This is a genomic window from Asticcacaulis sp. EMRT-3 (assembly GCF_030027245.1).
GTDB lineage: Bacteria > Pseudomonadota > Alphaproteobacteria > Caulobacterales > Caulobacteraceae > Asticcacaulis.
Window position 1 is genome coordinate 646,577 of the sequence record NZ_JASERT010000001.1, and the last position, 24,957, is coordinate 671,533.

The following is a 24,957-nucleotide window of genomic DNA, read 5'->3' on the forward strand; positions in this document are numbered from 1 at the left end:
GCTTTACAGGCCACAACTACCACCTATATAGGTTTGCAACAGGTTTTTCCGGTTGAGTTCAGGCCGGACGAGAGTTTAGATAGTTACATGAAAAAGATATGGTCCCCCAAAGACTGGCGTTCGTTACCCGCTCTGCACATCCCTTCGGATTATCCCGATGCGCAGGCGCTGAACGCCGTTGAAGATGAACTTTCGCACCTGCCGCCTCTGGTTTTTGCAGGCGAAGCGCGCCGCCTGACTCAGGCGCTGGGCAAGGTGGCCAATGGTGAAGCCTTCCTGCTGCAAGGCGGCGATTGCGCGGAAAGCTTCAAGGAGTTTTCGGCTGACAATATCCGCGACAGCTTCCGCCTGATCCTGCAAATGGCCGTCATCCTGACCTTCGCCGGCGGCAAGCCGGTGGTCAAGGTGGGGCGCATCGCCGGGCAATTCGGCAAGCCGCGTTCGTCTGGCGTCGAAACCATCGATGGCGTCACCCTGCCCAGCTATCGCGGCGACAATATCAATGGCATGGATTTCACGCCGGAAGCGCGCCTGCCCGATCCGCAGCGCCTGATCAAGGCCTATCATCAGTCTTCGGCCACGCTGAATCTGCTGCGCGCCTTCGCCAATGGCGGCTATGCCGACCTGTACAACATCCATAAATGGACCCTAGGTTTCGTGTCCGGCAGCCCGCAGGGCGAGCGTTACCGCGCCCTGGCCGACAAGATTTCCGAAACCCTGAGTTTCATGTCGGCGATTGGTATTTCTTCGGAAAGCCAGCAGGAGATACGTCAGGTCGATTTCTTCACCTCGCACGAGGCGCTGCTGCTGAATTACGAGCAGGCGATGACGCGCGTCGATTCCACGTCGGGCGACTGGTACGACACCTCGGCCCATATGCTGTGGATCGGTGAACGCACGCGCCAGCTTGACGGCGCACACGTCAACTACATGCAGGGGATCAAGAATCCGATCGGCGTCAAATGCGGCCCGACCATGGAGCCTGACGATCTCAAGCGTCTGATTGATGCCCTGAACCCGGAGGCCATTCCCGGCCGCCTGACCCTCATCGGCCGCTTTGGTTCCGACAAGGTGGCTGAGCGCTTGCCCAAGCTGATGGAGGCCACACGCAGCCACGGCGTGCCGGTCGTCTGGTCAATTGATCCGATGCACGGCAATGTCATCAAGGCGGCCAATGGCTATAAGACGCGGCCTTTTGATCGCATCATCTCGGAAGTGCGTTCGTTCGTTGATATTGCGGCGGCTGAAGGCGTTCACCCTGGTGGTATGCACCTCGAAATGACCGGCCAGAACGTCACCGAATGCACAGGCGGGGCTTTTGCCCTGTCGGAAGAGGATCTCGGCGACCGTTACCATACGCATTGCGATCCGCGCCTTAATGCCGATCAGGCGCTGGAACTGAGCTTCCTGGTGGCTGAACGCCTGCACAGCCTGAAAGTGAAGGCGCAGGCGGCTGCCTGAGAGCCGATGCTGAAAAAAAAATGACTGAAAACGCCCGGCTATGTCCGGGCGTTTTTTTGTGCCGTCGCCAGATTATGGTTCATGACCGGTTAAAATTGCCCGGTCTGATGAGTATGCGCGGCACCTTTTGCCGCAAGTGCGAAACCTGCTTCGATTCGCAGCAATGGCAATATAAAATTATATATATAATTCAATCAGTTATAATAATTTTCGCGTGCATACCCTATGGCCTCCGGCTTGCTTTGATCCTGTTAGCTAAAATAGCTGATCGGCAAAAGCCGTGATTATTTCCCCCCGACCAGAATGGAAGGTTCTCCGATGTCGAATGTATCGGTCAATACCAATGTGGGCGCCATGGTGGCGCTGCAAAACCTGAACGCAACCAATACCGAGCTGCAAATGACTCAAAACCGGATCAGTACCGGTTTGAAAGTCGCCAGCGCCAAGGATGACGGATCGACCTGGGCGATTGCCCAGAACCAACGCGCGACCGTTTCGTCTCTGGATGCTGTCAAGGACTCGCTGAACCGGGCATCGTCAACGATCGATGTTGCCATGTCGGCGGGGCAGAGCATCTCGGATATGTTGACGCAAATGAAAGCAAAGGTACTCGCAGCTTCGGACACATCGCTCGACACCACCAGCCGGAAGGCCCTGGATGCCGATTTCAAGGCCTTGCGTGACCAGATCAGTAAGACCGTGAAAACGGCCAGCTTCAATGGAATCAATATCCTTGATGGCAGCACAACCGGGATCAAGGCGCTGGCCAATGCCGACGGCACGTCCGTTTTGACAATCAGTACGCAAAACCTGTCATTGGGGGGAGGGATCATTACCCTCACCGCATCGCAGGACTTCACCACTTCGACCAATGCAGCATCGCTGATCTCGGTAATCGATACCTCGCTCAACAATGTTTCATCGGCCCTAGCGAATTTGGGTACGTCATCGAAGTCTGTCGATTCCCAAACGCAGTTCATTGGTAAGCTTCAGGATTCACTGACGGCAGGTATAGGTAATCTTGTTGATGCCGACATGGCCAAGGAAAGTGCCAATCTTCAGGCGCTGCAAACCAAGCAGCAACTGGGTGTTCAGGCGCTTTCAATAGCCAATCAGTCGCCTCAGACGATACTGAGCCTGTTTAAGTAATCCCCTCAGCCGGGAAGCGTCCCCTCGCTTCCCGGCAGCCTTTTGACTGGGCACATATTGCCGGAGTGGGCAAAAATTTCCCGGCAAAAGCGCTAACCCGGCAGATATTGCCGGGAAAAACATCCCTAACGGGACTTTAAAATCAATATAATCAATTTGTTGAGCAGGCATTTTTCAGGCGGAATATCTGGCCTGTCCCTTGCATATAGCTACTCAGGCAAAATGCCGCCGGCCGACAAAATGTCGCCGGATATCCAGAACAAGGAAAAAAGCTATGTCGAATAATAGCATCAATACGAATGTTGGCGCCCTCATTGCGCTGCAAAACCTCAATGCGACCAACACCCAACTGCAAACGACCCAAGACCGCATTTCGACAGGTCTGAAGGTTGCCAGCGCCAAGGATGATGGTTCGACCTGGGCCATTGCCCAAAACCAGCGCTCCACCGTTACCTCGCTTGACGCCGTGAAGGACTCCCTGTCCCGCGCATCGTCGGTGGTTGACGTGGCTTCCAACGCCGGCAGTTCGATCTCTGACATGTTGACCCAACTCAAGGCGAAGGCTCTGGCCGCGTCCGACACATCGCTGGACACGACGAGCCGCAAGGCTTTGGATGCCGACTTCAAGTCGATCATCGGTCAGATCAACAAGACGATCAGCACCTCTTCGTTCAACGGCATCAACCTGCTGGACGGCTCCAAGGCCAATGGCATCACGGCTCTAGCCAATGCTACCGGCACCAGCGTTTTGACTGTCGCCGGTCAGAATCTGTCCCTTGGCGGTTCGATCATCACCCTGTCCGCTGCCGCTACACTGAGTTCGGCTACCCATGCCGGTTCACTGTTGTCGACCCTTGATACGTCGATCACCAATGTGTCGTCAGCTCTGGCCAATCTCGGCACGGCTTCGAAATCCATTGCGAGTCAGTCTGACTTTGTCGGCAAGCTTCAGGATTCAATCACGGCGGGTATTGGTAACCTCGTCGATGCTGACATGGCCAAGGAAAGCGCTAATCTGCAAGCCCTGCAAACCAAGCAACAACTTGGCGTCCAGGCCTTGTCAATTGCCAACCAACACACATCTTCGGTTCTCAGTCTCTTCCGTTAAGGAATTGGCGGGTGTGTCGCTGCCGGTTACAACGGTAGCGACACGCCTGAACCGCCGACGTTGCTATCTCCAGAAAAGGTATCGGTCTGACAGGCCGCACGTATTGGAAATGATTAATAATGTCATAAGTTTTCCGCAATTGCCCGACGTGGCTCAAATCAAGCCTACGCCGATCTTGGCACCGGCTGTAACTGCCACGAATGCGTCCGGCGATGCGCCGCCACAAGACGAAAAATCTGAACTGGGTCAGGACAAGGGCCGAGATCAGGAGCCGCCTTTAGCTTATACTTTGCGCCTGACGATCGATAAGGATCCGACGACGGGCGAATGGATTTATAGGGCAATTGATCGCTATACGGGCAAGATTGTAAGCCAAATGCCTCACCAAACGGTTAAAGAGTTAATAAGTTCAATGTACTATCAAGTGGGTTCTGTTATTAAAACAGATATTTAAACAGATTTTTAAGCTAAATTAAAAAACTATCCACCGTGCAATTTGTGTTGCGCGGTAAAAGTCGTTTGCACCCGTTAACACTTTGCTTACCATGAACGTTAAGATTCGAATCAGTTGAACTGAGTCGGCGTTTCAATGGAGGTTTCCGGGCCATGACCGTAAGTGTGCATACCAACACATCGGCAATGATTGCCTTGCAGAATCTGACGAGCACCAACAAGGCTCTTGAAGACGCGCAAAATGTTATTTCAACAGGATTTGCTGTCAACTCCGCCAAGGACAATGCTTCGGTTTACGCGATCGCGCAAGGCCAGCGCGCCGATCTGAGCGGACTGAACGCAGTGACCGACAGCCTCAACCGTGCCTCGTCGATCGCCGATGTTTCGATGGCAGCCGGTCAGTCTGTGTCCGATCTGCTTAATCAGTTGCGTGAAAAGGTGGTTGGCTCGATGGATACCTCCATCGACACGACCTCGCGCAATGCACTGAACGCCGATTTCAAGTCCATCCTGGGCCAGATCACGCATGTCGTTGAGAACGCCACTTTCAATGGCACCAATATCATCGATGGTTCGCTGGCCAAGTCGATCAATTTCATCGCCAATGCCGACGCAACCTCGACTATCACGCTGAGCGTACGTACCATTGCTCTGGGCGGGCCGATCATTACCCTGACGGCGGGGTCTTCCCTGACGAGCGCCACGATGGCGGGCAATATTCTGGCCAAGCTTGATACCTCGATTGACAGTCTCAACGCCAATCTCGGTGCGCTCGGTTCGCAATCGAAGCAGATAGAGGGCCATCTGGCTTTCGTGTCCAAGCTTCAGGATTCGATCACCAGCGGTATCGGCAATCTGGTTGATGCCGATATGGCCAAGGAAAGCTCGCAATTGCAGGCTTTGCAGGTGCAGCAACAATTGGGCACGCAAGCCTTGTCGATCGCCAACCAGGCACCGCAGCAAATCTTGTCGCTCTTCAAATAGGGCTGTTTCAAATGCTGAAGAAAAGCGGGCTGCGGCTCGCTTTTTTTATGATTTAAATCTTCTGAAACCCGATAAGAGAGCGTGTTCCTATCTGATCGGCGCTCTAAGTTTTTTTATGCGCATCTTAATCCCGAAAAAATGCGTTACACTTTTTGGATGCGCTTTATTGCACAATATTTACACTTATTAAGATTTGCTCAGGCACAGTCGATCACACCTTTTACGTTTGGTTTGTGTCGATTCTGTCATGATCAACCTGGATACCTCTCTGCTGACGAGTTATTATAACGCGAAGTATGGCATTGCTTCAGCGGATACGTCAGGCGCGTCCTCAGGCGGAGGGGCGGGCGGTGCCGACAAGACCAATTCGCCAACGGGCATGGCTGCGGCCCCGACCGCGCCGTGGGCGGGCAATTCAGGTATGTTGAGTGAGGATGATCTCGTCAGCAAGGTGCTGGGCGGGCAAAGATTCATCAATGCCAATGCTGTGCTTTCCAATGTTACCGGGGCCTCACCGGACTATACCAAGCTGTTTACTCTCTATCAGGGGTTGAATGCGCTGGAGGGCCTGGCCCAGCAGGCCAAGGGCGGCCATCTCTCCGCCTTCGCCCTGTCGGCCCTGAAAAGCCGCTTCGATTCCGGTATGAAAGAGGTCAGCGGCTATATCGGCAGCACCCGGTACGACCACATCAATCTGAGCGCCGGTACCCTGACCGACGAAATGAAAAGCGATTCAGGCACGGCGCGCACCGATACACTCTACAATGGCCCGGCCATCGCCAGCGGGGCGGCTTCGACGGCGGTCAAAGCCTTTACGGGCGATATCCGTTTCGCCATATCGGCCCAGAAGATCGGCACCCATGAGCCGATTGTGGTCAATCTCGACCTCAGCGATATGGGCGACCAGACGCGCAGCATGTCGAATGTGGTGTCCTACATCAACAGCCAGCTCAAGGCGGCGGGACTGTCGAGCAGGTTTGCCGTCAACCGTACACCGGCGGTTCCGGTGACCACCACGGTGAACGGCAAGACTGTTACCCTGTCGGATGGGCAGGACACGCTGGGCCTGCAAATCAAGGGCGTCACCACAGAAACCCTGACTCTGAGCGCGCCCGTAACGACCGATTCCGTCTATGTAGCCCAGACAACGGGCGATCCCGACAAGAAGATCACGCCGTCCACCAGCGCTTCGGCAACCTCAACGACAACGAAAGATGACAAGGCTGTTCCAACCACGGATGTGACATCGAAATTATTGAAATTTCAGACAGATACATCCGGCGGCGCAGTCCTTGCCAGCGGCGATCCGCAGCCGCCCGACACGATTTCCAAGGTTGGCGCGCAATATTGGGTCAGCGGCGAGGCGGGGCAGACGGCCTTGCCAGCCTCGGTGACCAATGTCCACGCCACGGCGGCGGGCAAGGATGGCTCGCTCTATGTGCTGGCCGACATCAATGACACGACCGGCGGACAGGTGGTGGGCGGCGCGCAGGATGTGGCGCTGATGAAATACGATTCGGCGGGTAATCTGGTCTATACGCGCGTACTTGGTGCCGCCGATACCGCCACCGGCCTGGCCCTGACGGTGGCGGATGATGGCCGGGTAGCTGTGGCCGGATCGGTGACCGGCGCGCTCGAAACCGCCGCCACTAAGACCACCACCTATGGCACGGGCGACAAGGCCGTCAGCTATACCGCCACCACGGAAACGGGTTTGAATGGCGTCGATAACGCCACGACGGACAGTTTCGTTACCGTATTCGACGCGGATGGTGTGGAGGCGTGGACGCAGAGGCGGGGGGCTTCGGCTTCGGATGAAGCGACATCGGTGGCTTTCGGCGAGGATGGCTCGGTCTATGTCGGCGGGCGCACCCAGTCGCTGATGCCCGGTGCCAATGGCGGCACGCATGGCGGCTGGGATGGCTATGTGCAGGGCTACACCGCCACGGGCATGCCGAAATTCACCCTTCAGACCGGCTCGGCCAACAGCGATACGGTTTCGCAACTGATGACCGACGGCAATATGCTCTATGTGGCGGGCAGCAATAATGGCGATGCGACGCTGACCGCTTATGCGCTGAGCAGCACCACGACCGTTGATGACAAGGGTAAGAGTACAACTAAATATGCCGCCACCCAGACGACGACGCGCGATCTGGGCGGGTTGGGCGGCGGCTCCATTACTGGCATGGCGATTGATAATGGCCAGATCTATCTCGGTGGCTCCACCGGCAATAGCGGCCTGCTTAGCGGCGGCACGGTCAGCAAGGCGGGGTCGGGCGGCCAGGACGCCTATGCCTTGTCGGTGGCAGAAAATCTCGGCGATACAAGCCGCGACACCATCGCCTTTTACGGCGGAACCGGGCAGGAAAAAGACGCCCATGTGCAGTTTATCGGCGGCAAGGCGTGGATCGCCGGTTCCACCACCGGGACGATTGACGGCACGACGCAACTCAGCACCAAGGACAAGACGCAGGACGGTTATCTGGCGCGCCTCGATGTGGCCAGCGGCGCGGTGGAGTATCAGACGCGCTTCACCTGCACGGACGGCATCGTCAATCCCAAAGCCATTGCCGTGTCGCAAAATTCATCGAGCGCACTCGACCGGCTGGGCCTGCCGCTGGGCACGATCCAGCAGACCGATTCCAATCTGGTGATCGCGGGCACCAGCGTGCGCACGGGCGACCAGTTTTACCTGATGGATCCCGATACCGGCGTCAAAAAAACCATCACCATCGAAGCCAGCGACACGATGAAAAGACAGGCCACCAAGATCGTGCGTGCGTCGGGTTACAAGCTCAGCGTCGATGTCAGCAAGATGCTCGGCGAGCAAACCGACCAGCTCGTTATTAAGCCCACCAATTCGAACAGCCGCATGGAGTTTGTCAGCGGGGCGGTGGGCAAGGATGCGCTGAAAGGGCTGGGTATCGATCCGGGACTGGTCAGCAACGACGCTACCAAGACGATGAATGCCTCGTCGGCCAGTTACCTGAAATCGCAAAAGCCGATGGGACTCGATTTTGACGGCAGCCTCAATCTCAATTCGGACGCCAATATTCAGAAGGCGCTCGACAGCTTGCAGGCGGTGATGAAAAACGTACAGAAGGCCTATAGCTATCTGAGATACGGCGATCCGCAGGCATCGGACGCCAGCCATAAAGGCAAAACCGGCGGCTCGGTGCCGACCTATCTGACCAACCAGATCGCCAATTATCAGGCGGCGCTCAACCGTTTGCAGGCGGGCAGCAGCAATAATAATAGTGGCTCTTCATCCACCGGCCTTTTTGGTCTTTGATTTTTGGGCGGATAACGCCTTGCCTTGGGATGACCTTAAATCTTAATTGTATTGAGGCTTGGCCTGAGGCGCGCCTCTGCTATGATTGCGCCTGAAAACCAAGTTTCAAGAAACCGAGTCTCAAGGCGGCATTTACCGGTCGCGAAGGGGGAAACGAATGGCGATGCAACCTGAAAAGCGCTGGCTGTGGCTTGCGGGCGGCGCGATCGTGGCGCTGGTGATCGGCATTGCGTTGGCCGTGGCTATGTCATCGGGTCACAAAGACGAATCGAAAATGAACGATCAGCCGACCGGGCTGACCTTCAATGTCAGCGATCCGAAGCCAACCCTCGATCCCAAAAAACCTCTGCGCTGCTATGTGGCTGGGGCCTATGTCGGCGAGGTCACTCTGGCCGAGTGCGCCAAAAGAAATGGCGTGGCGGCGCAATCACTCGATGTTGGGCAGGATGATCAGGGCAATATGACGGCGGCTCCCACCGGTTCGTTGGCACCCGTGCCGTTGGCACCCGCCAGCAGCGTCAGCGCACCGGAAGCGCAAGCGGCAAATACTGGCGGCGAAGTGGTGCCGCCGACCGTACCCGCCGCCGCCGGGCCCACGGCAGCCTGCCTGCGCTATAATTCCAATAGCTGGAACCGGCTGGCCGACAATATCACGCTCGGCCAGTGCGCCGTGTTGCTTTATGATGGCCGTTGCGTGTCGCCTGGGCAGGCGTCTTACGGCCGCTGGGGATCGAAGACCCTGCGCCTTGTGCCGCATCGGGTGGAGCAGTCGGACGACAACACCAATTTCCACGGGTTTGTTGATCAAGGACAGGGCTGTTCAGTGCCTTTGGTGCGCTGAGCGGCGACCTGTGCTTTTTTCTTGGTGCGAAGCCCCGGTTCGTGGTTAAATCGCTACGCAATAAGAACGACAGGAACGGAAACAGGATGCGTCGAAACGCGGTGATGATCATGGGTGTGGCCGGGCTTGGCCTGGGTGCGATGGCGCTGGCGGGCTGCACGCCGCGCGTCCAGTCGCCTGATGCGCCGGGGGTCTGTTATTTCATCGGTCACCCGACGCCGAAAGAAAACAAGTTCAATGTTCTGGCCACCAATGTGCCCGACCTCGAACACTGCGCTGTCTATGTCTATAATGCCCGCATGGACATGCTGAAAACCGGCACAGCCGGGCCGGAAACCGACGGTGCCTATATGGGCAACTTCCTGTTCGCCGATAATCATGAGGTGCGGTCGGGCCAGCATTATGAAGGGCCGGCTTTTCCCTTCCTCGTCAAGGCCCCGGATGGACGTCTGGTGGCGCCGGGGTCGATTGTTCAGGACGATGGCGAACCGACCGGGCCTCAGTCGGTGAATATCCCGAAAGACCTGCCGAAGATTTCTTCTGGCGACAAGAAATAGGCCCGGCCACGACCCTTGCGTTAACGATCTGTGGATAGGCCGATTCCGAAACGGGCAAGGCGGGCCTCAGGTCTTGGCTTGGCGGCGTTAAGATTCTAGTGTGGTTTTTTTGAGTCGCGTAAAAGACGGCGCATCGCGCGGACCGCGCGGTTCACGAACATATAAAAGGCAAGAGCGATGGCAGGCAGTGTCAACAAGGTCATTCTGGTCGGCAATCTCGGCAAGGATCCCGAAATCCGCACCCTCAATTCCGGCGACCGCGTGGCCAATCTGACCATCGCCACCTCGGAATCGTGGCGCGACAAGATGAGCGGCGAGCGCAAGGAAAAGACCGAGTGGCACCGCGTCGTCATTTTCAATGACAATCTCGCCAAGATCGCCGAGCAATATCTGCGCAAGGGCTCCAGTGTCTATATCGAAGGCAGTCTGCAAACGCGCAAATGGACCGACCAGAGCGGCGTTGAAAAATACTCGACCGAAATCGTGCTGCAAAAATACCGTGGCGAACTGACCCTGCTGGGTGGTCGTGGCGATGGCGGCGGCGCATCGTCCGGCATGGGCGGCGGCGGTTACAGCGATTATGACGATGGACATAGCGGCGGCGCACCGGCTTCGAGCGGCCAGCGCGCTCCGGCTTCGGGGCCTGCGCAGAATTTCGATCTCGATGACGAGATTCCGTTCTAGGGCTGGGCACGCAACCTATGCCAAGGCTGGCAATATTGCCTCAAGCCACAAGAGTTCAACTGTAAGATATTGATTTCATGAACGATAAGACAATGGACGATTCGGATAATACAGGCCAGACGCCTCAGGGCGGAGGCGGCCTGCCGCCGGGAATCAGCCACGTCACTATCGAAGACGAACTGAAGCGGTCCTACCTCGATTACGCCATGAGCGTGATCGTGTCGCGCGCCCTGCCGGATGCGCGCGATGGCTTAAAGCCCGTCCATCGCCGCATCCTCTATTCGATGCACCAGTTGGGTATGACGCCCAATAAGTCCTATTCGAAATGCGCCCGCGTCGTGGGTGATGTGCTGGGCCGTTTCCACCCGCACGGCGACCAGTCGGTCTATTTCGCATTGGTGCGCATGGCGCAGCCCTTTTCGATGGGGCTGATGCTGGTCGATGGTCAGGGTAATTTCGGTTCGGTGGACGGCGATATGCCGGCCTCGATGCGTTATACCGAAAGCCGCATGGACCATTCGGCTATGGCTTTGCTGGCCGATATTGAAAAAGATACGGTCGATTTCCAGCCCAATTATGACGGCAAGGAAGAAGAACCGACCGTCCTGCCAGCGCGGATTCCCAATCTGCTCGTCAATGGGGCGGGCGGTATCGCGGTCGGCATGGCCACCAATATTCCGCCGCATAATCTCGGTGAGATCGTCGATGCCGGTCTGGCCATGCTCGATAATCCATCGATCACCACCGAAGAACTGCTCGACATCGTGCCCGGGCCGGATTTCCCGACCGGCGGTGAAATCCTTGGCCGATCAGGCTCTCGTCAGGCGCTGCTGACCGGGCGCGGCTCGGTGATCATGCGTGGCAAGGCCACGGTGGAAACCCTGCGCAAGGACCGCGAAGGTATTGTCGTCACCGAAATCCCCTATCAGGTCAACAAGTCGAGTCTGATCGAACATATCGCCGATCTGGTGCGCGAAAAGCGGCTGGAAGGCATTGCCGACATCCGCGACGAATCCGACCGTCAGGGGATGCGCATCGTCGTCGAGCTGAAGCGCGATGCGTCGGGCGAGGTGATCCTCAACCAGCTTTATCGCTACACGGCGCTGCAAACCTCGTTCGGCGTCAATATGCTGGCGCTCAATCATGGCCGCCCGCAGCAGATGGGCCTGCGCCAGTTGCTCGACATCTTCCTCGAATTCCGCGAAGAGGTGGTGGTTCGCCGCACGCGCTTTGAGCTGAACAAGGCGCGGGATCGCGGCCATGTTCTGGTCGGCCTGGCCATTGCGGTGGCCAATATCGACGAAGTGATCCACATTATCCGCACCTCGGCCGATCCCAATGCGGCGCGCGAACGCCTGACCAGCCGTGTCTGGCCCGCCGCCGACATGGCGTCGCTGGTAGGCCTGATCGCCGATCCGCGCTCGATCGTGCTGGAAGGCGGCGATGTGCGCCTGACCGAAGAGCAGGCGCGCGCCATTCTGGCGCTCACCCTGTCGCGTCTGACCGGGCTTGGCCGCGACGAAATCGGCGACGAGGCGCGCGCTCTGGCCGCGTCGATTGCCGAATATCTGGCTATTTTGTCGTCGCGTGAGCGGATCATCAGCATCGTACGCGAAGAACTGGTGGAGGTGCGGGAACAGTTCGCCGTGCCGCGTCGCACCCAGATTGCCGAGGGCGAGGGTGAGCTGGAAGACGAAGACCTGATCCCGCGTGAGGATATGGTCGTGACCGTCACCCATTCCGGCTATGTCAAGCGCACGGCGCTTAATGCCTATCGTGAGCAGCATCGCGGCGGCAAGGGCCGGTCGGGTATGGCGATGAAGGATGAGGACGCGATTACCGGCGTCTATTCGGCGACGACGCACCAGCCGATGCTGTTCTTTTCGTCGAACGGCAAGGCCTATAAGCTGAAAGTGTGGCGTCTGCCGCTCGGCACGCCGCAATCCAAGGGTAAGGCCTTCGTCAATCTGCTGCCGCTCGACAGCGGCGAAACCATCACCAATATTCTGGCCCTGCCGGAAGACGAGGCGGCGTGGGACGGCCTCGACATCCTGTTCGCCACCCGTTCAGGCGATGTGCGCCGTAACAAGCTCAGCGATTTCGTCAACGTCAATCGCGCCGGTAAAATCGCCATGAAGCTGGAGGATGGCGACGCCATTGTTGGCGTGGCCATTTGCAGCGAAGACAATGACGTCTTGCTGGCTACATCTGGCGGACGGGCGATCCGCTTCGCCGTCGATGAGGTGCGCGTGTTCAAGGGCCGCGACTCCACCGGCGTGCGCGGCGTGCGCTTGCAGGGCGACGACAAGGTCATTTCGATGGCCATCTTAAAGCGCGTGGATGCCACACCGGCTGAGCGCGCCGCCTATCTGAAGGAGGCTTCGCGTCGTCGTCAGGCCATGCTGGAAGGTGGCGAAGGCGAAGAGGTTGTGGCCGTCGCTGATGATGAGAGTGATGAGGCCGCCGATGCCGTGGCGCTGAGCGAGGAGCGTTTCGCCGAATTGCAGGCCACGGAAGAGTTCATCCTCACCCTGTCCGATCTTGGTTTCGGCAAGCGCTCGTCCTCCTATGATTACCGGCGCACGGGCCGGGGCGGGCAGGGCATTGTGGCGATGGATCTGTCCAAGCGCGGCGGTAAGCTGGTCGCCTCCTTCCCGATTGAGGCTACGGGCGGTTTGCTGCTGGTGACATCGGGCGGGCAACTGATCCGCACCAATGTGACCACGGTGCGTGTGGCCGGGCGCAATACGCAGGGCGTCACCATCTTCCGCGTCGGCGATGACCGCGTCGTGTCGGTGGAACGCCTGCCGGAAAGCGAAGACGAGGCGGAAGACGTGGCGGCAGAAACTGCCGAAGCCGCGCCACCAGCCAGCGAAATCTAAAGATTTCAGGGGAAGCGCATATGCGGATCGGGCTTTATCCGGGCACGTTTGACCCGATCACCAACGGCCACAGCGATATTATCGGTCGCGCGGTCAAGCTGGTCGATAAGCTGGTGATCGGCGTAGCGCGCAATACCGGCAAGGCACCGATGTTTTCGCTGGAAGAGCGCGTCGAGATGATCGCCGAACAGGTGGCCTATCTCGGCGACCGGGTCGAGGTTCTGCCGTTTTCAAGCCTGCTTTTGCATTTCGCCGAAGAGGTGGGGGCCGGTGTCATCATACGCGGCTTACGCGCCGTGGCCGACTTCGAATACGAATTTCAGATGACAGCGATGAACCAGCAGCTTAATCGTGAGCTGGAGACGGTTTTTCTGATGGCCGATCCGCGCCATCAGGCCATTGCCTCGCGTTTGGTCAAAGAAATAGCCCAATTGGGCGGCAATATCACGCCGTTCGTGGCCGAAAGCGTCGAAAAGCGCTTGATGGCCCGCGTCCGGAACTCAGTTTGAACAGGATCATTGGATGTCGGTTGTGAAAAAGAAGGCCATCTTGGCGGGGGCGGTCGTGGCCTTTTTTGCGGCGGGTATCTGCGGTTCCGCGCTCGCGCTCGATCCCGGCTATCGCGCGCCGGACGCCGATAATACGGTGGTGATCGACACGACCAAGGGCGAGATCATTGTCGAGCTTTATCCTGCCCTGGCGCCTCTGTCAGTGGAGCGGATCAAGACCCTGACACGCCAGCACTTCTATGATGGCCTGACCTTCCACCGCGTTATCGAAGACTTCATGGATCAGACTGGTGACCCCAAGGGCGATGGCACGGGGGGCTCTACCCTGCCGGACGTCAAGGCCGAATTCACCATACGTCATGATGCCAGCTTCCCGATGGTGGTGGCGGCGCGCCCCACAGGTTCGCAGATTGGCTTTCTCGGCGCCATGCCGGTGGCCAGCCAGGTCAATGAACTGATGCCGATGTCGGCCGATGGCAAGGTTGAGGCATGGCCGCTGTTTTGCCAGGGTGTGATGGGCATGGCGCACAGCTATGATCCCAATACCAATAACAGCCAGTTCTTCCTGATGCGCGGTTCCAATTCGTCGCTCGACAAAAACTACACCGCGGTCGGCGTTGTCCTGTCCGGCATGGAGGCCGTGCGCAAGATGAAGATCGGTGAACCGCCCGTCGATCCCGACAAGGTGACGAAGATGCGTATGCTCTCCGATATTCCTGAGGCCGAGCGTCCGCAGATCGAGGTGATGGATACGTCTTCGCCACAGTTTCAGGCCGTGATCGACCAGACTCGCAAGGATAAGGGTGCAGATTTTTCAGCCTGCGATGTACCAATGCCGTTCAAGGATCTGAAAGCCAAGCCCGCTGACGCCGCGCCCGCCGCTGCACCGGCTGCCATCGCTCCTGCATCGCCATTAGCCCCGGCCAGTGCTGGGAATTAAACCTCCTAAGTTTAGCCCGGCCCCTGCTGATTGGGGCCGGCGCTGGCGATGACGCTGTCGGCCACAAACGGATTCGTCTGACGTTCAATGGCGAAGCTCGACATCGGGCCGTGGCCGCAGACAAAACGCACATCGCCCCCCGGATTCTGACACAGCGGCCAGAGCTTGTGCGTGATGGCGTGGATCAGGTCGGCATGGTTGCCGCGCGGAAAATCGGTGCGGCCAATTGAGCCGCGAAACAGAATATCACCGACCTGCGCAAACTGGCTTTCGGGCTGATAGAAGATAACATGGCCGGGCGTATGGCCGGGGCAGTGGATCACCTGCCAGGTGGTGTCGCCAAGCGTAACCGTGTCGCCATCCTCCAGCCAGCGGTCGGGCGTGAAGCTTTCACCCTCCAGCCCCCAGCGCGCGGCGTCTTCCGGGATGCGGTCGATCCAGAACTGATCGTCGCGGTGCGGCCCTTCAATGGGCAGGCCGGTGCGGCGTTTCAGTTCCGCTGCGGCCCCGGCATGATCAGCGTGACCGTGGGTAATCCAGATTTTTTCCAGCTTCAGGCCGCGCCGGTCAATCTCAGCCAGGATCGGGTCAAGATCGCCGCCCGGATCGATAATGGCGCAGGCTTTCGTCGCGTTACACCAGACGATGGTGCAGTTTTGCTGCAAGGGCGTAACAGGCGCGACAAGCAGACTGATCGGTAATTCGGACATAACAACTCTCGAACGGCGGGATGGCCGGGGCGCGGATGACAGTTCAGCAAAGATAGTTGCAGATTTAATTTATGCGTTATAGGCTTCAACCTTATCAGGCCGCAACCGGGGCAGAATAAAGGTTTAGTGACCTGAAAAAAACCAGCAAAAAAGGTGAAGGATGAATATTTGGCGCGTGAAGTCACTGGATGCGATTCTGGCGACGGCGGAAAAGAAGTCTCTGCACCGCTCGCTGGGGGCGTTCCAACTGACCATGCTGGGCATTGGCGCAGTGATCGGCACAGGGATTTTCGTGCTGACGGCGGCGGCGGCGCAAAAAGCCGGGCCCGGCATGATGCTGTCCTTCGTTGTGGCCGGACTGGTCTGCGCCGTGGCGGCCCTGTGTTATTCCGAACTGGCTTCGATGGTGCCGGTTTCAGGTTCGGCCTATACCTATACCTATGCCGTGATGGGCGAACCGATTGCCTGGATGGTGGGTTGGGCGCTGATCCTTGAATATGCGGTGGCGGCTTCGGCGGTCTGCGTCGGCTGGTCGGGCTATGTAATGGGGCTGATTAAGAGTACGACCGGTTTCGCCCTACCCGAAGCTCTGGCCAATGGCCCGCTGTGGGGGCTGAATGGCTTTCTGCCGACCGTCGATTTCAGCCACGGCATCGTCAATCTGCCAGCCATTCTGGTGGCGGCGGCGGTGACCTGGCTTCTGGTGATCGGCACCAGTGAAAGCGCCACGGTCAATGCTATCCTCGTGGCGATCAAGGTGGCGGCCCTGACAGCCTTTATCGTTCTGACCATGCCCCTCCTGAAGGGGCATAATTTTACCCCCTTCATGCCGAACGGGCTTTTCGGCCATGATGGTCTGGGTGTCATCGGCGCGGCGGCCTCGATCTTTTTCGCCTATGTCGGCTTCGATGCGGTTTCGACTGCCGCCGAGGAAACCAAGAACCCGCAACGCAATGTGCCGATAGGACTGATCGGTTCGCTGGCCATCTGCACCATTTTTTACCTGCTGGTGGCGGCTGGCGTGGTCGGCACGGTGGGGGCGCAGCCGATTCACGATGCCAATGGCGCGATCATGGGGCCTGATGGCGCCGATTTCGCCCTTCGCTGCAAGGCTTTGGCTGCCGCAGGCACGCCACCTATCGTCTGTTCGAAAGAGGCGCTGGCCGAAACCCTGCGCCGCATCAATTTTCCCTTTATCGGCAATCTGCTCGGTCTGGCGGCCTCGATCGCCCTGCCGAGCGTGATCCTGATGATGATTTACGGCCAGACGCGGATATTCTTCGTGATGGCGCGCGATGGTCTGCTGCCGGAAAAACTGGCTGATGTGCATCCGAAGTTCAAGACGCCGTGGAAGATGACGATCTTCACCGGCATCTGCGTGGCGGTGGCCGGGGCCTTCTTCCCGGTGGGGCAACTGGCCGATATTTCCAATTCGGGCACCCTGTTCGCCTTCTTCATGGTGGCCATTGCCGTGGTGGTGCTGCGCAAGACCGATCCGAACCGTCACCGTCCATTTCGCACCCCCTTTATCTGGGTGGTCGCACCACTGGCCGCGCTGGGCTGTCTCGGCCTCTATTTCAACCTGCCTTTCGTGGCCAAGATGGTGCTGCCAGTGTGGGGCGCCATTGGTTTGATCATCTATTTCGCTTATAGCCGCAGTCATAGCCATGTCGGGCGCGGCCTGATCGAGGTGCACGAATCCGACAGTGATGTACCGCCGCCTTCGGTGCCGCCTATCGTATAGTCTTCGGGCGGATGTTTTTTGTTTCCTTGTGCGGGGAAGGGCCCTAAACCGAAGCGGCTTTGTGTAAGGTTGAGCCGTGCTGCCCGTCGAAGAGATTTTTCCCGCCCTTAAGGCGCATCTGGCCACCGTCTCGACAACGGCGCTGATCATCGCACCGCCGGGGGCGGGCAAGACGACTGGCGTGCCGCTGGCCCTGCTCGATGCACCCTGGCTTGCCGGGCAATCGATCCTGTTGCTCGAACCGCGCCGACTGGCCGCCCGGGCCGCGGCGACGCGCATGGCCGAAACACTCGGTGAAAAGATCGGGGAAACGGTCGGTTTCCGCGTGCGCGGCGAAAGCCGGATCGGGCCGCGCACCCGAATCGAGGTGGTAACCGAGGGTATATTTTCGCGCCGTATTCTCGATGATCCGGGGCTTGAGGGCGTGGCCTGCGTTATCTTCGATGAGTTTCACGAGCGCAGTCTCGATGCCGATCTGGGGCTGGCCTTTGCGCGCGACAGCCAAAGCCTGTTGCGCGAAGATTTGCGTCTGATCGTCATGTCGGCCACGCTTGATGGCGAGCGCATATTAGAGCTGTTGCCGGAGGCCGGACGGTTTGAATCGCAAGGCCGCACCTTCCCGATAGAGACGCACTATCTTAGCCGCGACCAGAACCGGCTGATGGAGGCCGATGTGGCGCGTCATGTGACGAGGCTGGCGGCGAAACTGATGCCGGAACGGGCCGAAACGATGCTGGTCTTCCTGCCCGGACAGGCGGAAATCCACCGCGTGGCGCGCCATCTCGATGAGATCGGGCTGGCGGCTCATATCGAGGTGCATAAGCTTTATGGCGCTATGGATGTCCGCGATCAGCAGGCAGTGCTGGCGCGCAATACCCCCGGCCATCCCAGGATCGTGCTGGCCACCGCTATTGCTGAAACCTCGCTGACGCTTGACAAGGTGGCGATGGTGATCGATTGCGGCCTGTCGCGGTTGGGCCGCTTCGATCCGGCGCGCGGCGTCACCCGCTTTGTGACTGAGCGCGTGACGAAGGCTTCGGCGGATCAGCGGCGCGGCCGGGCTGGACGGACGCAGGCTGGCCATGCCTATCGGCTGTGGGATGCCGAGCAGGATCGCTCGCTAATACCCTTTGCGCGCCCGGAAATTCTCGAAACCGACCTGTCGCAACTGGCCCTGGGCCTGCGTCAGTGGGGCGCGAAAACGACGCAAGGCCTGGCCCTGCTCGATCACCCGCCCGCCGCCGCCATGAACGAGGCGGTGAAGTTGTTGCAGGGCTTGGGCGCGCTGGATAAGGCCGGGGATATGACGGCGCACGGGCGGATGATGGCGCAACTGCCGATGGCACCGCGTCTGGCCCATATGTTGCTGAAGGCGGCGGAAGCCGGGGCGGCCATGCAAGGGGCGCAACTGGCGGCGCTTTTGTCGGAAAATGGCCTAGGTGGACGTTCCGGCGATCTCGATACGCGGCTTGAGGCTTTGGCGCGCGATCGCTCACCAAAGGCCATGCAGGCGCGCAGACTGGCCGAAACCTGGGCGCGTCAGGCGGAAAATCTGGTCACAAAAGGGGCAAAAACAGCGGGCGGACGGGTGTTTTCGCATCATCTGCTGGCGGAGTGCTTCCCGGAGCGCGTGGCCAAGGCCAGAAAAGCAGCAGATGGCAAGGCGGGGCAATTCGTCATGGCCAATGGACGTGGCGTCTATGTTGACGAGCACGATGCGCTGGCGCGGGCCGACTATCTGGCCGTGGGCGATCTGGGCGGGGGGAAAGACCGCGACCGTATCCTGCTGGCCGCGCCCCTGAGTGAGGCGGACATCCGCACCCTGTTCGCCGACCGGCTGGAAACCTCTGTTGTGCTGGAGCGTGGCGGCTCTGGCTTTCGCGCGTTCGAGCAGGTGCGGCTGGGGGCGGTGATCCTGTCCAGCAAACCGCTGGAGCGTGTGCCGTCGGACATGCTGCTTGAGGTCGAGGCTGAGGAAATTCGCGCCAAGGGTCTAAAAGCGCTGAAATTTTCTGATGGGGCGCAAGCCTTGCGGGCGCGGGTCGCTTTTTTGCGGGCCGGGGACGATAGCTGGCCCGATATGTCGGACGAGGCCTTGCTGACAGGCCTTGCCGACTGGCTGGGCCCCTATGCGGCCGGGAAATCCATGTTGCGGCTGGTGCAGGGCGAAATTCTGCAAGCGCTGAAGGGCCTGCTGACCTCCGATCAGCAACGCCTGCTCGGCAAGCTGGCCCCCGAAACCTGGCCCATGCCGACCGGTTCCCAGATCCGCATCGATTATGCCGCCGAGGGTGGGCCACGTCTTGAGGTGCGGGTGCAGGAGCTTTACGGCACGACGACGCACCCGTGCGTGGGGCCGAAGCGCACGCCCCTGACCCTGGCCCTGTTATCGCCCGCCCATCGGCCGATCCAGATCACCAAAGACCTGCCCGCCTTCTGGGACGGATCGTGGCGCGAGGTGCGCAGCGAGATGAAAGGGCGCTATCCGCGTCATGTCTGGCCCGAAAATCCGCGCGAGGCCACGGCGACAACGCGCGTTAAGCCGCGCGGCACCTGAACCCATTCGCGTCTTGCGCCGTATAAGGTCACAGGAGGCACAATGATCACACTTCACCATCTTGAGAATTCGCGTTCGCAGCGCATGATCTGGCTCTTGGAAGAGCTGGGGCTCGACTATAGGCTCAAAATTTACAAGCGCCGCCCCGATATGCTGGCGCCGCCCGAACTGAAGGCGGTGCATCCGCTCGGCCATGCGCCCGTCCTGACCACGGCGCGCCGCACCCTGGCTGAAAGCGGCGCGATTGCCGAATATCTGCTCGTCACCTATGGGGTTGGTCGCCTGACGCCGCGCGAAGGCAGCGCCGCCTGGATGGACTATATCTACTGGATGCACGCCACCGAAGGCTCGGCCATGCCGCCGATCCTGCTCAGGCTGATTTGCGAGACCGTGCCGAAAAAAACGCCGTGGCCGCTGCGGCCATTGGCTTCGGCCATCATGAAAGGGCTGGAGCGCATGATGGTGACGCCCAATCTGAAGGCGCAGACAGCGCTGTGGGAAGACACGCTGACACGCCATGCCTGGTTTGCCGGGCCGGTCTTCACCGCCGCCGACATCATGATGAGCTTCCCGGTCGAGGCGGCGGCGCGCTTTGGCCTGCTTGAGCATTCACCGCAGACCCTGCAATGGCTCAAGACCATTCAGGCGCGCCCGACCTACCGGCGAGCCTTGCTGCGCGGCGGCCCCTATACCTTCGTGTTAGATGGTGATGCAGCCGGCGAAGGTGAGGCCGATCAGCGGCAGGATGAGCAGTTTGAGGATAAGCGACGTCAGGCGATTCATTGAGGCAACTCCGGTTTTCAGTCAGCGCAGACTAGACTTTCCGGCGCTGAAGAGAAACCGCAAAAAGCTTTTCCTTACGCCGGGTTTATCAAATAAAGCCCGATCCGGCGGCAGTTACTTTTCATCACAGCCCCTGCGCTGCATAGATCATGATGCCGGTGGCGACCGACAGGTTAAGACTGTCAGCGCGACCGCGCATCGGGATTTTGACATGGGTGTCGCAGATGGCGGCGAGGTCAGGCGTCAGGCCTGACTGTTCGGTGCCCATCAGGATCAGGGTGGGGCGGCGATATTCGGCGGTGCGGTGGTTGTGGCTGGCGGTGAGCAGGGTGCCGACCAGCGCGCCCGTCCAGCGCGCCCGGTCGGCCAGAAAAGCCTCGCGCGTGCATTTAACGATGGGCAGGGCGAAGATCGAGCCCATCGTGGCGCGCACGGTTTCGACCGAAAACGGATCGACGCAATCGCCGATCAGGATCACCCCGCCTATGCCCGCCGCATCGGCGGTGCGGATGATGGTGCCGAGATTGCCGGGGTCGCGCACCTGTTCGAGCGCCACCCAGACATCGGCGGAGGCAGGGTCGATCTCATCAAGACGATGCACGATCTGCGCAAAGACAGCGATGACCATCTGCGGATTATCTTTACGCGAAATTTTCTCTAAAATTTCGCGCGTTACCTCAAGAACCTCGCCCTGTGCCGCAAGCGTGGCGGCGATGGCGCGTTCCAGCAACGGATGGCGATCAGCGTCCCTGCCATAGACCAGTATGCGCGGCGTCATGCCCTGATCGAGGGCGTCGATGATGATTTTCAGTCCCTCGGCCAGAAACAGACCCGTCGCCTCGCGTTCCTTACGCATGTGCAGGGCGCGGATGTCTTTGACCGTCTGGTTGGTGAGCGAGGTAATCTCTCTGATCATCCCTGCCACCGCGCAAAGAAGGACAGGCCGATCTCGCGCGGTGCGACATCGGCGGGCTTGAAACCTTTCGGCGGTTGGGCTTCCTCAATCAGGGTCAGTTCGCCATGATCGATGCGCCCCTCGCGCGGGCCAATCGCTTCGGCGACCAGATGCGCCAGTGCCGGGCCGGACACACGCGCCGCATAGGCATTGAGCAGCAGGAAGGCGGCTTCGTCGCTCAAAAGCTGGGCGCACAGATGGATCATTTCCGGCAGGTCTTCGAACAGACGCCACACCTCGCCCGTGGGGCCACGTCCGTATTTTGGCGGATCGAGGATAATGCCTTCATATTTCGAGCCGCGTTTGACCTCGCGCTGCACATATTTGCGCGCATCCTCGCAGATCCAGCGGATCGGCGCGTCACTCAGGCCGGACAGGGCGGCATTGTCACGCGCCCAGCCAATGGCTTTTTTCGACGCATCGACATGGGTGACTTTGGCGCCCGCCGCCGCGGCCGCCAGCGAGGCGACGCCCGTATAGCCAAACAGGTTGAGCACGCGCATACCGTCCCCCTGACCACGCCGCGCGGCGATGACTTCGCTCTGCCATTGCCAGTTGGCCGCCTGTTCGGGGAAGAAGGCGAGGTGGCGAAAATTGGTGAAGCGGCCATGAAATTTGACATCTTGCCAGCCCAGCACCCATTGCTCAGGCGGCGGGCGGCTGAAGCTCCAGCGGCCTTCGTCTTCATCGCCTGCGGGGTCAAAGATGGCGTCGGCCTTGTCCCAGAGGGCCGGGTATTTCGGGCTCCACCAGCATTGCGGTTCAGGACGCACGACGAGGAAGTCGCCATAGCGTTCGAGCTTGCGCCCGTGGCCGGAATCGACAAGGGCGTAGTCAGCCCAGGCTTGCGTTCTTAAGGTTGTGGCTGTGTCGGCGATGATCATGCTCATCGCCATACTGGCGCGCGGCGGCTTCGTAAAGAGGCGGCTCATCTTTTTGCGGCAGGCCCTGACATGCCGGGACAGATACCGGGGCATGATCGGTCTTGTCCCAGTGGAAAGGACGCGCGAAAAGCTGATGGGCCGCAAAGGCGGCGGCGATCGATTGCAGGCTCCAGTACAGGGGGGCGGCGAACAGATCGCGCCAGCGCAGGGCCAGACCGGCGCGCTTGCCGCCCGTCTGCATGGCGATCAGGCCCGCCAGATTGCCGAGGACGAACAGCAGCAGATCATGCATGGCCGGATCACGCACGGCATGGCCCGGATCGAATGTGCCTTGCAGGCCGAACAAAAGCAGGGTGACGACCATCATGAAACTGAGCGGCGCATAGCAGAGCGAAGCCAGAACGCTCAGGCCCACACCGATGACGACGCCTGCCCACACTCTGAGGCTGCGCGGGGCGGTCAGGCGCGTATGCACCAGAAGGGTCTGGATATAGCCCTTGATCCAGCGCGTTCGCTGCGGGATCCAGGCGTGGCTGGTGGCTGTGGGTGTTTCAAGGGTGGGCAGGCTGAGAAGGCCGCTGGCATAACCCGAATCGGCCAGCCTCAGGCCGAGATCGGCGTCTTCGGTGACATTATAGGCATCCCAGCCGCCTAGTTTTTTCAGCGCCTCAGCCCGGAAGTGATTGCTGGTGCCGCCCAGCGGAAAGGGCAGGCCGAAATAATGGAGCGCCGGCAGCAGGACATCGAACTGCACGGCATATTCGGCAGCGAACTGGCGGGCGATGAAGCCTTGCGCATGAGCCGGGCGCAAAGGGGCCTGCAAGCAGATCAGGCGTTTGGGGCTGGCGGCGAAGGTGCGCGCGGCTTCGAACAACTGGCCGGGATCGGGGCGATCCTCGGCGTCGTAGATCACGACCAGATCGCCGCGTGCCTCGGTCAGGGCATGGTTAAGGGCGCGCGGCTTGGTGCGCGGGAACCCCACCGGCACCAGTATGGGGCGCATATAGGACGGCAAATCGGTGGCACACAGGGCGGCGATGGTATCGGCATCGTCTTCTTCAAGGGCGAACAGGATTTCCAGACGATCCTGCGGATAACGCAGGGCCTGCATGGCAGCCACGACCTGCGGCACGATGTTGGCCTCATTGTAAAGCGCCACGATGACGCTGTAATAGGGCATGGCGGCCGGATGGAGATAGGGCGTTTTGACGCTGCGCCTGGGCAGGAAGACCGCCGTGACGCGCAGAAGGGCATTGGCGCAGAAGCCGGTCCACAGCAGGGCCTGAAGCGTGTTCAAAGTCGTATGCGGCGCGAAGATGGAGGCGGTGATCAGCAGGCCCAGCAGGCACAGGGTTAAAACGGCCTGATGGCGCGTCATGCGGATGATGGCCGAGCGGGCGCGGCTGAGCGGCAGAATGGGGCTGCGGCGGCGGCGGCGTGGACGGGCACCGGGAAAAAGACGTATCGGGCCTGTTCCTGTCCGGCCAGAATCCTTATAGGCATTCTTATAGGCCCATTTTTCCCTGAACGCCTCGGCCTTGAAAATCCAGCTCATCACGCCCCCCGCTGCCCTGTGCCGTTTTGAGACGGCAGATTATGAAGAGCGGGTTTTACAGAGAGATAAAAGCAATTGCCGGTGGAGATTTTGCGAAAAACGCTCACCCTTTGCGCGAGTTTCGTCTGGTTTTTCGCCTGCGTGACTTATGCGCATGGCCTGTCGGGTGCGCCGACCGTGGTTTCGCTCGATGAATGCGCCGATCAATATGTGCTGGGTCTGGTGGAACGCAACCGCATCCTGGCCCTGTCCGATCATGTGCGCTTTGGCGACTCCTATTTTCGCGACCGTGCCGGTAATATGCGCCGCATCAAGCCTCGGCTGGAATCGGTGCTGGCGCTTGATCCCGACATCGTGGTGCGCACCTGGGGCGGCGATTTTCGCCTGATTCAGGCGCTTCAGCGCCGTGGCATCAAGGTGATCAATATCAATGATGTTAACAGCTATGTTCAGGCAAAGGATGAGCTGTTTCGTGTCGGAAAAGCGCTGGACGCGGAAGCGGGCGCCCGCATCGAGGCGCACAATTTCGATGAAGCCTTCAGCGAAATCAAGCCGGTCGGGCGCGGTCGCAGCGTGCTTTATTATACGCCGTCGGGCACCAGTGCGGGCCCCGATACCATGACCGGCGACATGCTGCTCAAGCTGGGTTTCCGGCTGGAGACACAGGACAAGGGTTATTTTGCACTGTCGCCGGAGGTCTTGCTCGGCATGAAGCCCGACGTGTTTGCGCTTGGTTTTTATAACGACCGTTACGCCATGCGGCGCGTGCCCGGCAGACAGCCTCTGGTGCGCGCCCTGATCGCACGCACACCGCATTTCACCCTGCCGGCGCGGGCTTTGAGCTGTGGCGGCTGGTTCACCATCTATGATCTGCGTGACCTGTCGCAAACCCCCATACCTTAGGGC

Annotated in this window: 20 protein-coding genes; 16 read left to right on the plus strand and 4 right to left on the minus strand. The window is 59.5% G+C overall.

Features of this window, described 5'->3' with window-relative positions:
• Positions 1-87 precede the first annotated feature (87 nt).
• The 12 genes from QB905_RS03155 (at position 88) to QB905_RS03210 (ending at position 14,863) form a co-directional block, all read left to right on the plus strand.
• Positions 88-1,461, plus strand: a complete 1,374-nt coding sequence (locus QB905_RS03155) for a class II 3-deoxy-7-phosphoheptulonate synthase (RefSeq protein WP_282973111.1) — start codon at positions 88-90, stop codon at positions 1,459-1,461.
• 318 nt (positions 1,462-1,779) lie between these two features.
• On the plus strand, positions 1,780-2,610 hold the full coding sequence (locus tag QB905_RS03160; RefSeq protein WP_282973112.1) for a flagellin: 831 nt from the start codon (positions 1,780-1,782) through the stop codon (positions 2,608-2,610).
• A 274-nt stretch (positions 2,611-2,884) separates the two neighbouring features.
• Positions 2,885-3,718: a flagellin gene (locus QB905_RS03165; protein ID WP_282973113.1), complete on the plus strand. Its 834-nt coding sequence runs from the start codon at positions 2,885-2,887 to the stop codon at positions 3,716-3,718.
• A 109-nt stretch (positions 3,719-3,827) separates the two neighbouring features.
• Positions 3,828-4,172 carry a flagellar biosynthesis protein FlaG gene (locus tag QB905_RS03170; RefSeq protein ID WP_282975563.1) on the plus strand — a complete coding sequence of 115 codons (345 nt, stop codon included), beginning with the start codon at positions 3,828-3,830 and terminating at the stop codon, positions 4,170-4,172.
• Positions 4,173-4,324: 152 nt separating this feature from the next.
• Positions 4,325-5,155, plus strand: a complete 831-nt coding sequence (locus tag QB905_RS03175) for a flagellin (protein ID WP_282973114.1) — start codon at positions 4,325-4,327, stop codon at positions 5,153-5,155.
• 247 nt (positions 5,156-5,402) lie between these two features.
• Positions 5,403-8,450 (plus strand): transcriptional regulator, encoded by a 3,048-nt coding sequence (locus tag QB905_RS03180; protein WP_282973115.1) that lies wholly within the window; start codon positions 5,403-5,405, stop codon positions 8,448-8,450.
• Between the two features lie 157 nt (positions 8,451-8,607).
• Positions 8,608-9,291, plus strand: coding sequence for a hypothetical protein (locus QB905_RS03185; protein WP_282973116.1), 684 nt, complete (start codon positions 8,608-8,610; stop codon positions 9,289-9,291).
• Positions 9,292-9,377: 86 nt separating this feature from the next.
• Positions 9,378-9,848, plus strand: coding sequence for a hypothetical protein (locus QB905_RS03190; protein ID WP_282973117.1), 471 nt, complete (start codon positions 9,378-9,380; stop codon positions 9,846-9,848).
• A 177-nt stretch (positions 9,849-10,025) separates the two neighbouring features.
• Positions 10,026-10,532, plus strand: coding sequence for a single-stranded DNA-binding protein (gene ssb, locus QB905_RS03195; RefSeq protein WP_282973118.1), 507 nt, complete (start codon positions 10,026-10,028; stop codon positions 10,530-10,532).
• Positions 10,533-10,624: 92 nt separating this feature from the next.
• Positions 10,625-13,414, plus strand: a complete 2,790-nt coding sequence (gyrA, locus tag QB905_RS03200) for a DNA gyrase subunit A (RefSeq protein WP_461781794.1) — start codon at positions 10,625-10,627, stop codon at positions 13,412-13,414.
• A gap of 20 nt (positions 13,415-13,434) precedes the next feature.
• A complete protein-coding gene (gene coaD, locus QB905_RS03205) occupies positions 13,435-13,923 on the plus strand; it encodes a pantetheine-phosphate adenylyltransferase (RefSeq protein ID WP_282973120.1) in 489 nt (162 codons plus the stop codon).
• Between the two features lie 13 nt (positions 13,924-13,936).
• Entirely contained in the window at positions 13,937-14,863 is a 927-nt protein-coding gene (locus QB905_RS03210) for a peptidylprolyl isomerase (protein ID WP_282973121.1), read from the plus strand.
• Between the two features lie 11 nt (positions 14,864-14,874).
• Here QB905_RS03210 and QB905_RS03215 read toward each other — a convergent pair whose 3' ends face one another.
• Complete coding sequence (locus QB905_RS03215; RefSeq protein WP_282973122.1) at positions 14,875-15,573, minus strand: MBL fold metallo-hydrolase; 699 nt, start codon at positions 15,571-15,573, stop codon at positions 14,875-14,877.
• Positions 15,574-15,739: 166 nt separating this feature from the next.
• Between QB905_RS03215 and QB905_RS03220 the strand changes: the two genes are divergently transcribed.
• From QB905_RS03220 to QB905_RS03230, 3 genes are all read left to right on the plus strand, one after another.
• Positions 15,740-17,317: an amino acid permease gene (locus QB905_RS03220; protein ID WP_282975564.1), complete on the plus strand. Its 1,578-nt coding sequence runs from the start codon at positions 15,740-15,742 to the stop codon at positions 17,315-17,317.
• Between the two features lie 76 nt (positions 17,318-17,393).
• Positions 17,394-19,874 (plus strand): ATP-dependent helicase HrpB, encoded by a 2,481-nt coding sequence (hrpB, locus tag QB905_RS03225; protein ID WP_282973123.1) that lies wholly within the window; start codon positions 17,394-17,396, stop codon positions 19,872-19,874.
• A 42-nt stretch (positions 19,875-19,916) separates the two neighbouring features.
• Positions 19,917-20,660, plus strand: a complete 744-nt coding sequence (locus QB905_RS03230) for a glutathione S-transferase (RefSeq protein ID WP_282973124.1) — start codon at positions 19,917-19,919, stop codon at positions 20,658-20,660.
• Between the two features lie 121 nt (positions 20,661-20,781).
• On the opposite strand, the gene QB905_RS03235 is transcribed toward QB905_RS03230, so the two are convergent.
• Genes QB905_RS03235 through QB905_RS03245 form a run of 3 tightly spaced genes read right to left on the minus strand, consistent with a single transcriptional unit; the run spans position 20,782 to position 24,051 of the window.
• Positions 20,782-21,573, minus strand: coding sequence for a TrmH family RNA methyltransferase (locus QB905_RS03235; protein WP_282973125.1), 792 nt, complete (start codon positions 21,571-21,573; stop codon positions 20,782-20,784).
• Entirely contained in the window at positions 21,570-22,502 is a 933-nt protein-coding gene (locus QB905_RS03240; protein ID WP_282973126.1) for a class I SAM-dependent methyltransferase, read from the minus strand. Before QB905_RS03240 ends, QB905_RS03235 begins: the two co-directional genes overlap by 4 nt.
• The gene (locus QB905_RS03245; protein WP_282973127.1) at positions 22,447-24,051 is read right to left on the minus strand and encodes a glycosyltransferase family 2 protein; all 1,605 of its coding nucleotides are present in this window, start codon (positions 24,049-24,051) and stop codon (positions 22,447-22,449) included. The genes QB905_RS03240 and QB905_RS03245 overlap by 56 nt, the downstream gene beginning before the upstream one ends.
• Positions 24,052-24,192: 141 nt before the next feature.
• On the opposite strand from QB905_RS03245, the gene QB905_RS03250 reads away from it, so the two are divergent.
• Positions 24,193-24,954 carry an ABC transporter substrate-binding protein gene (locus tag QB905_RS03250; protein WP_282973128.1) on the plus strand — a complete coding sequence of 254 codons (762 nt, stop codon included), beginning with the start codon at positions 24,193-24,195 and terminating at the stop codon, positions 24,952-24,954.
• Positions 24,955-24,957: the final 3 nt, after the last annotated feature.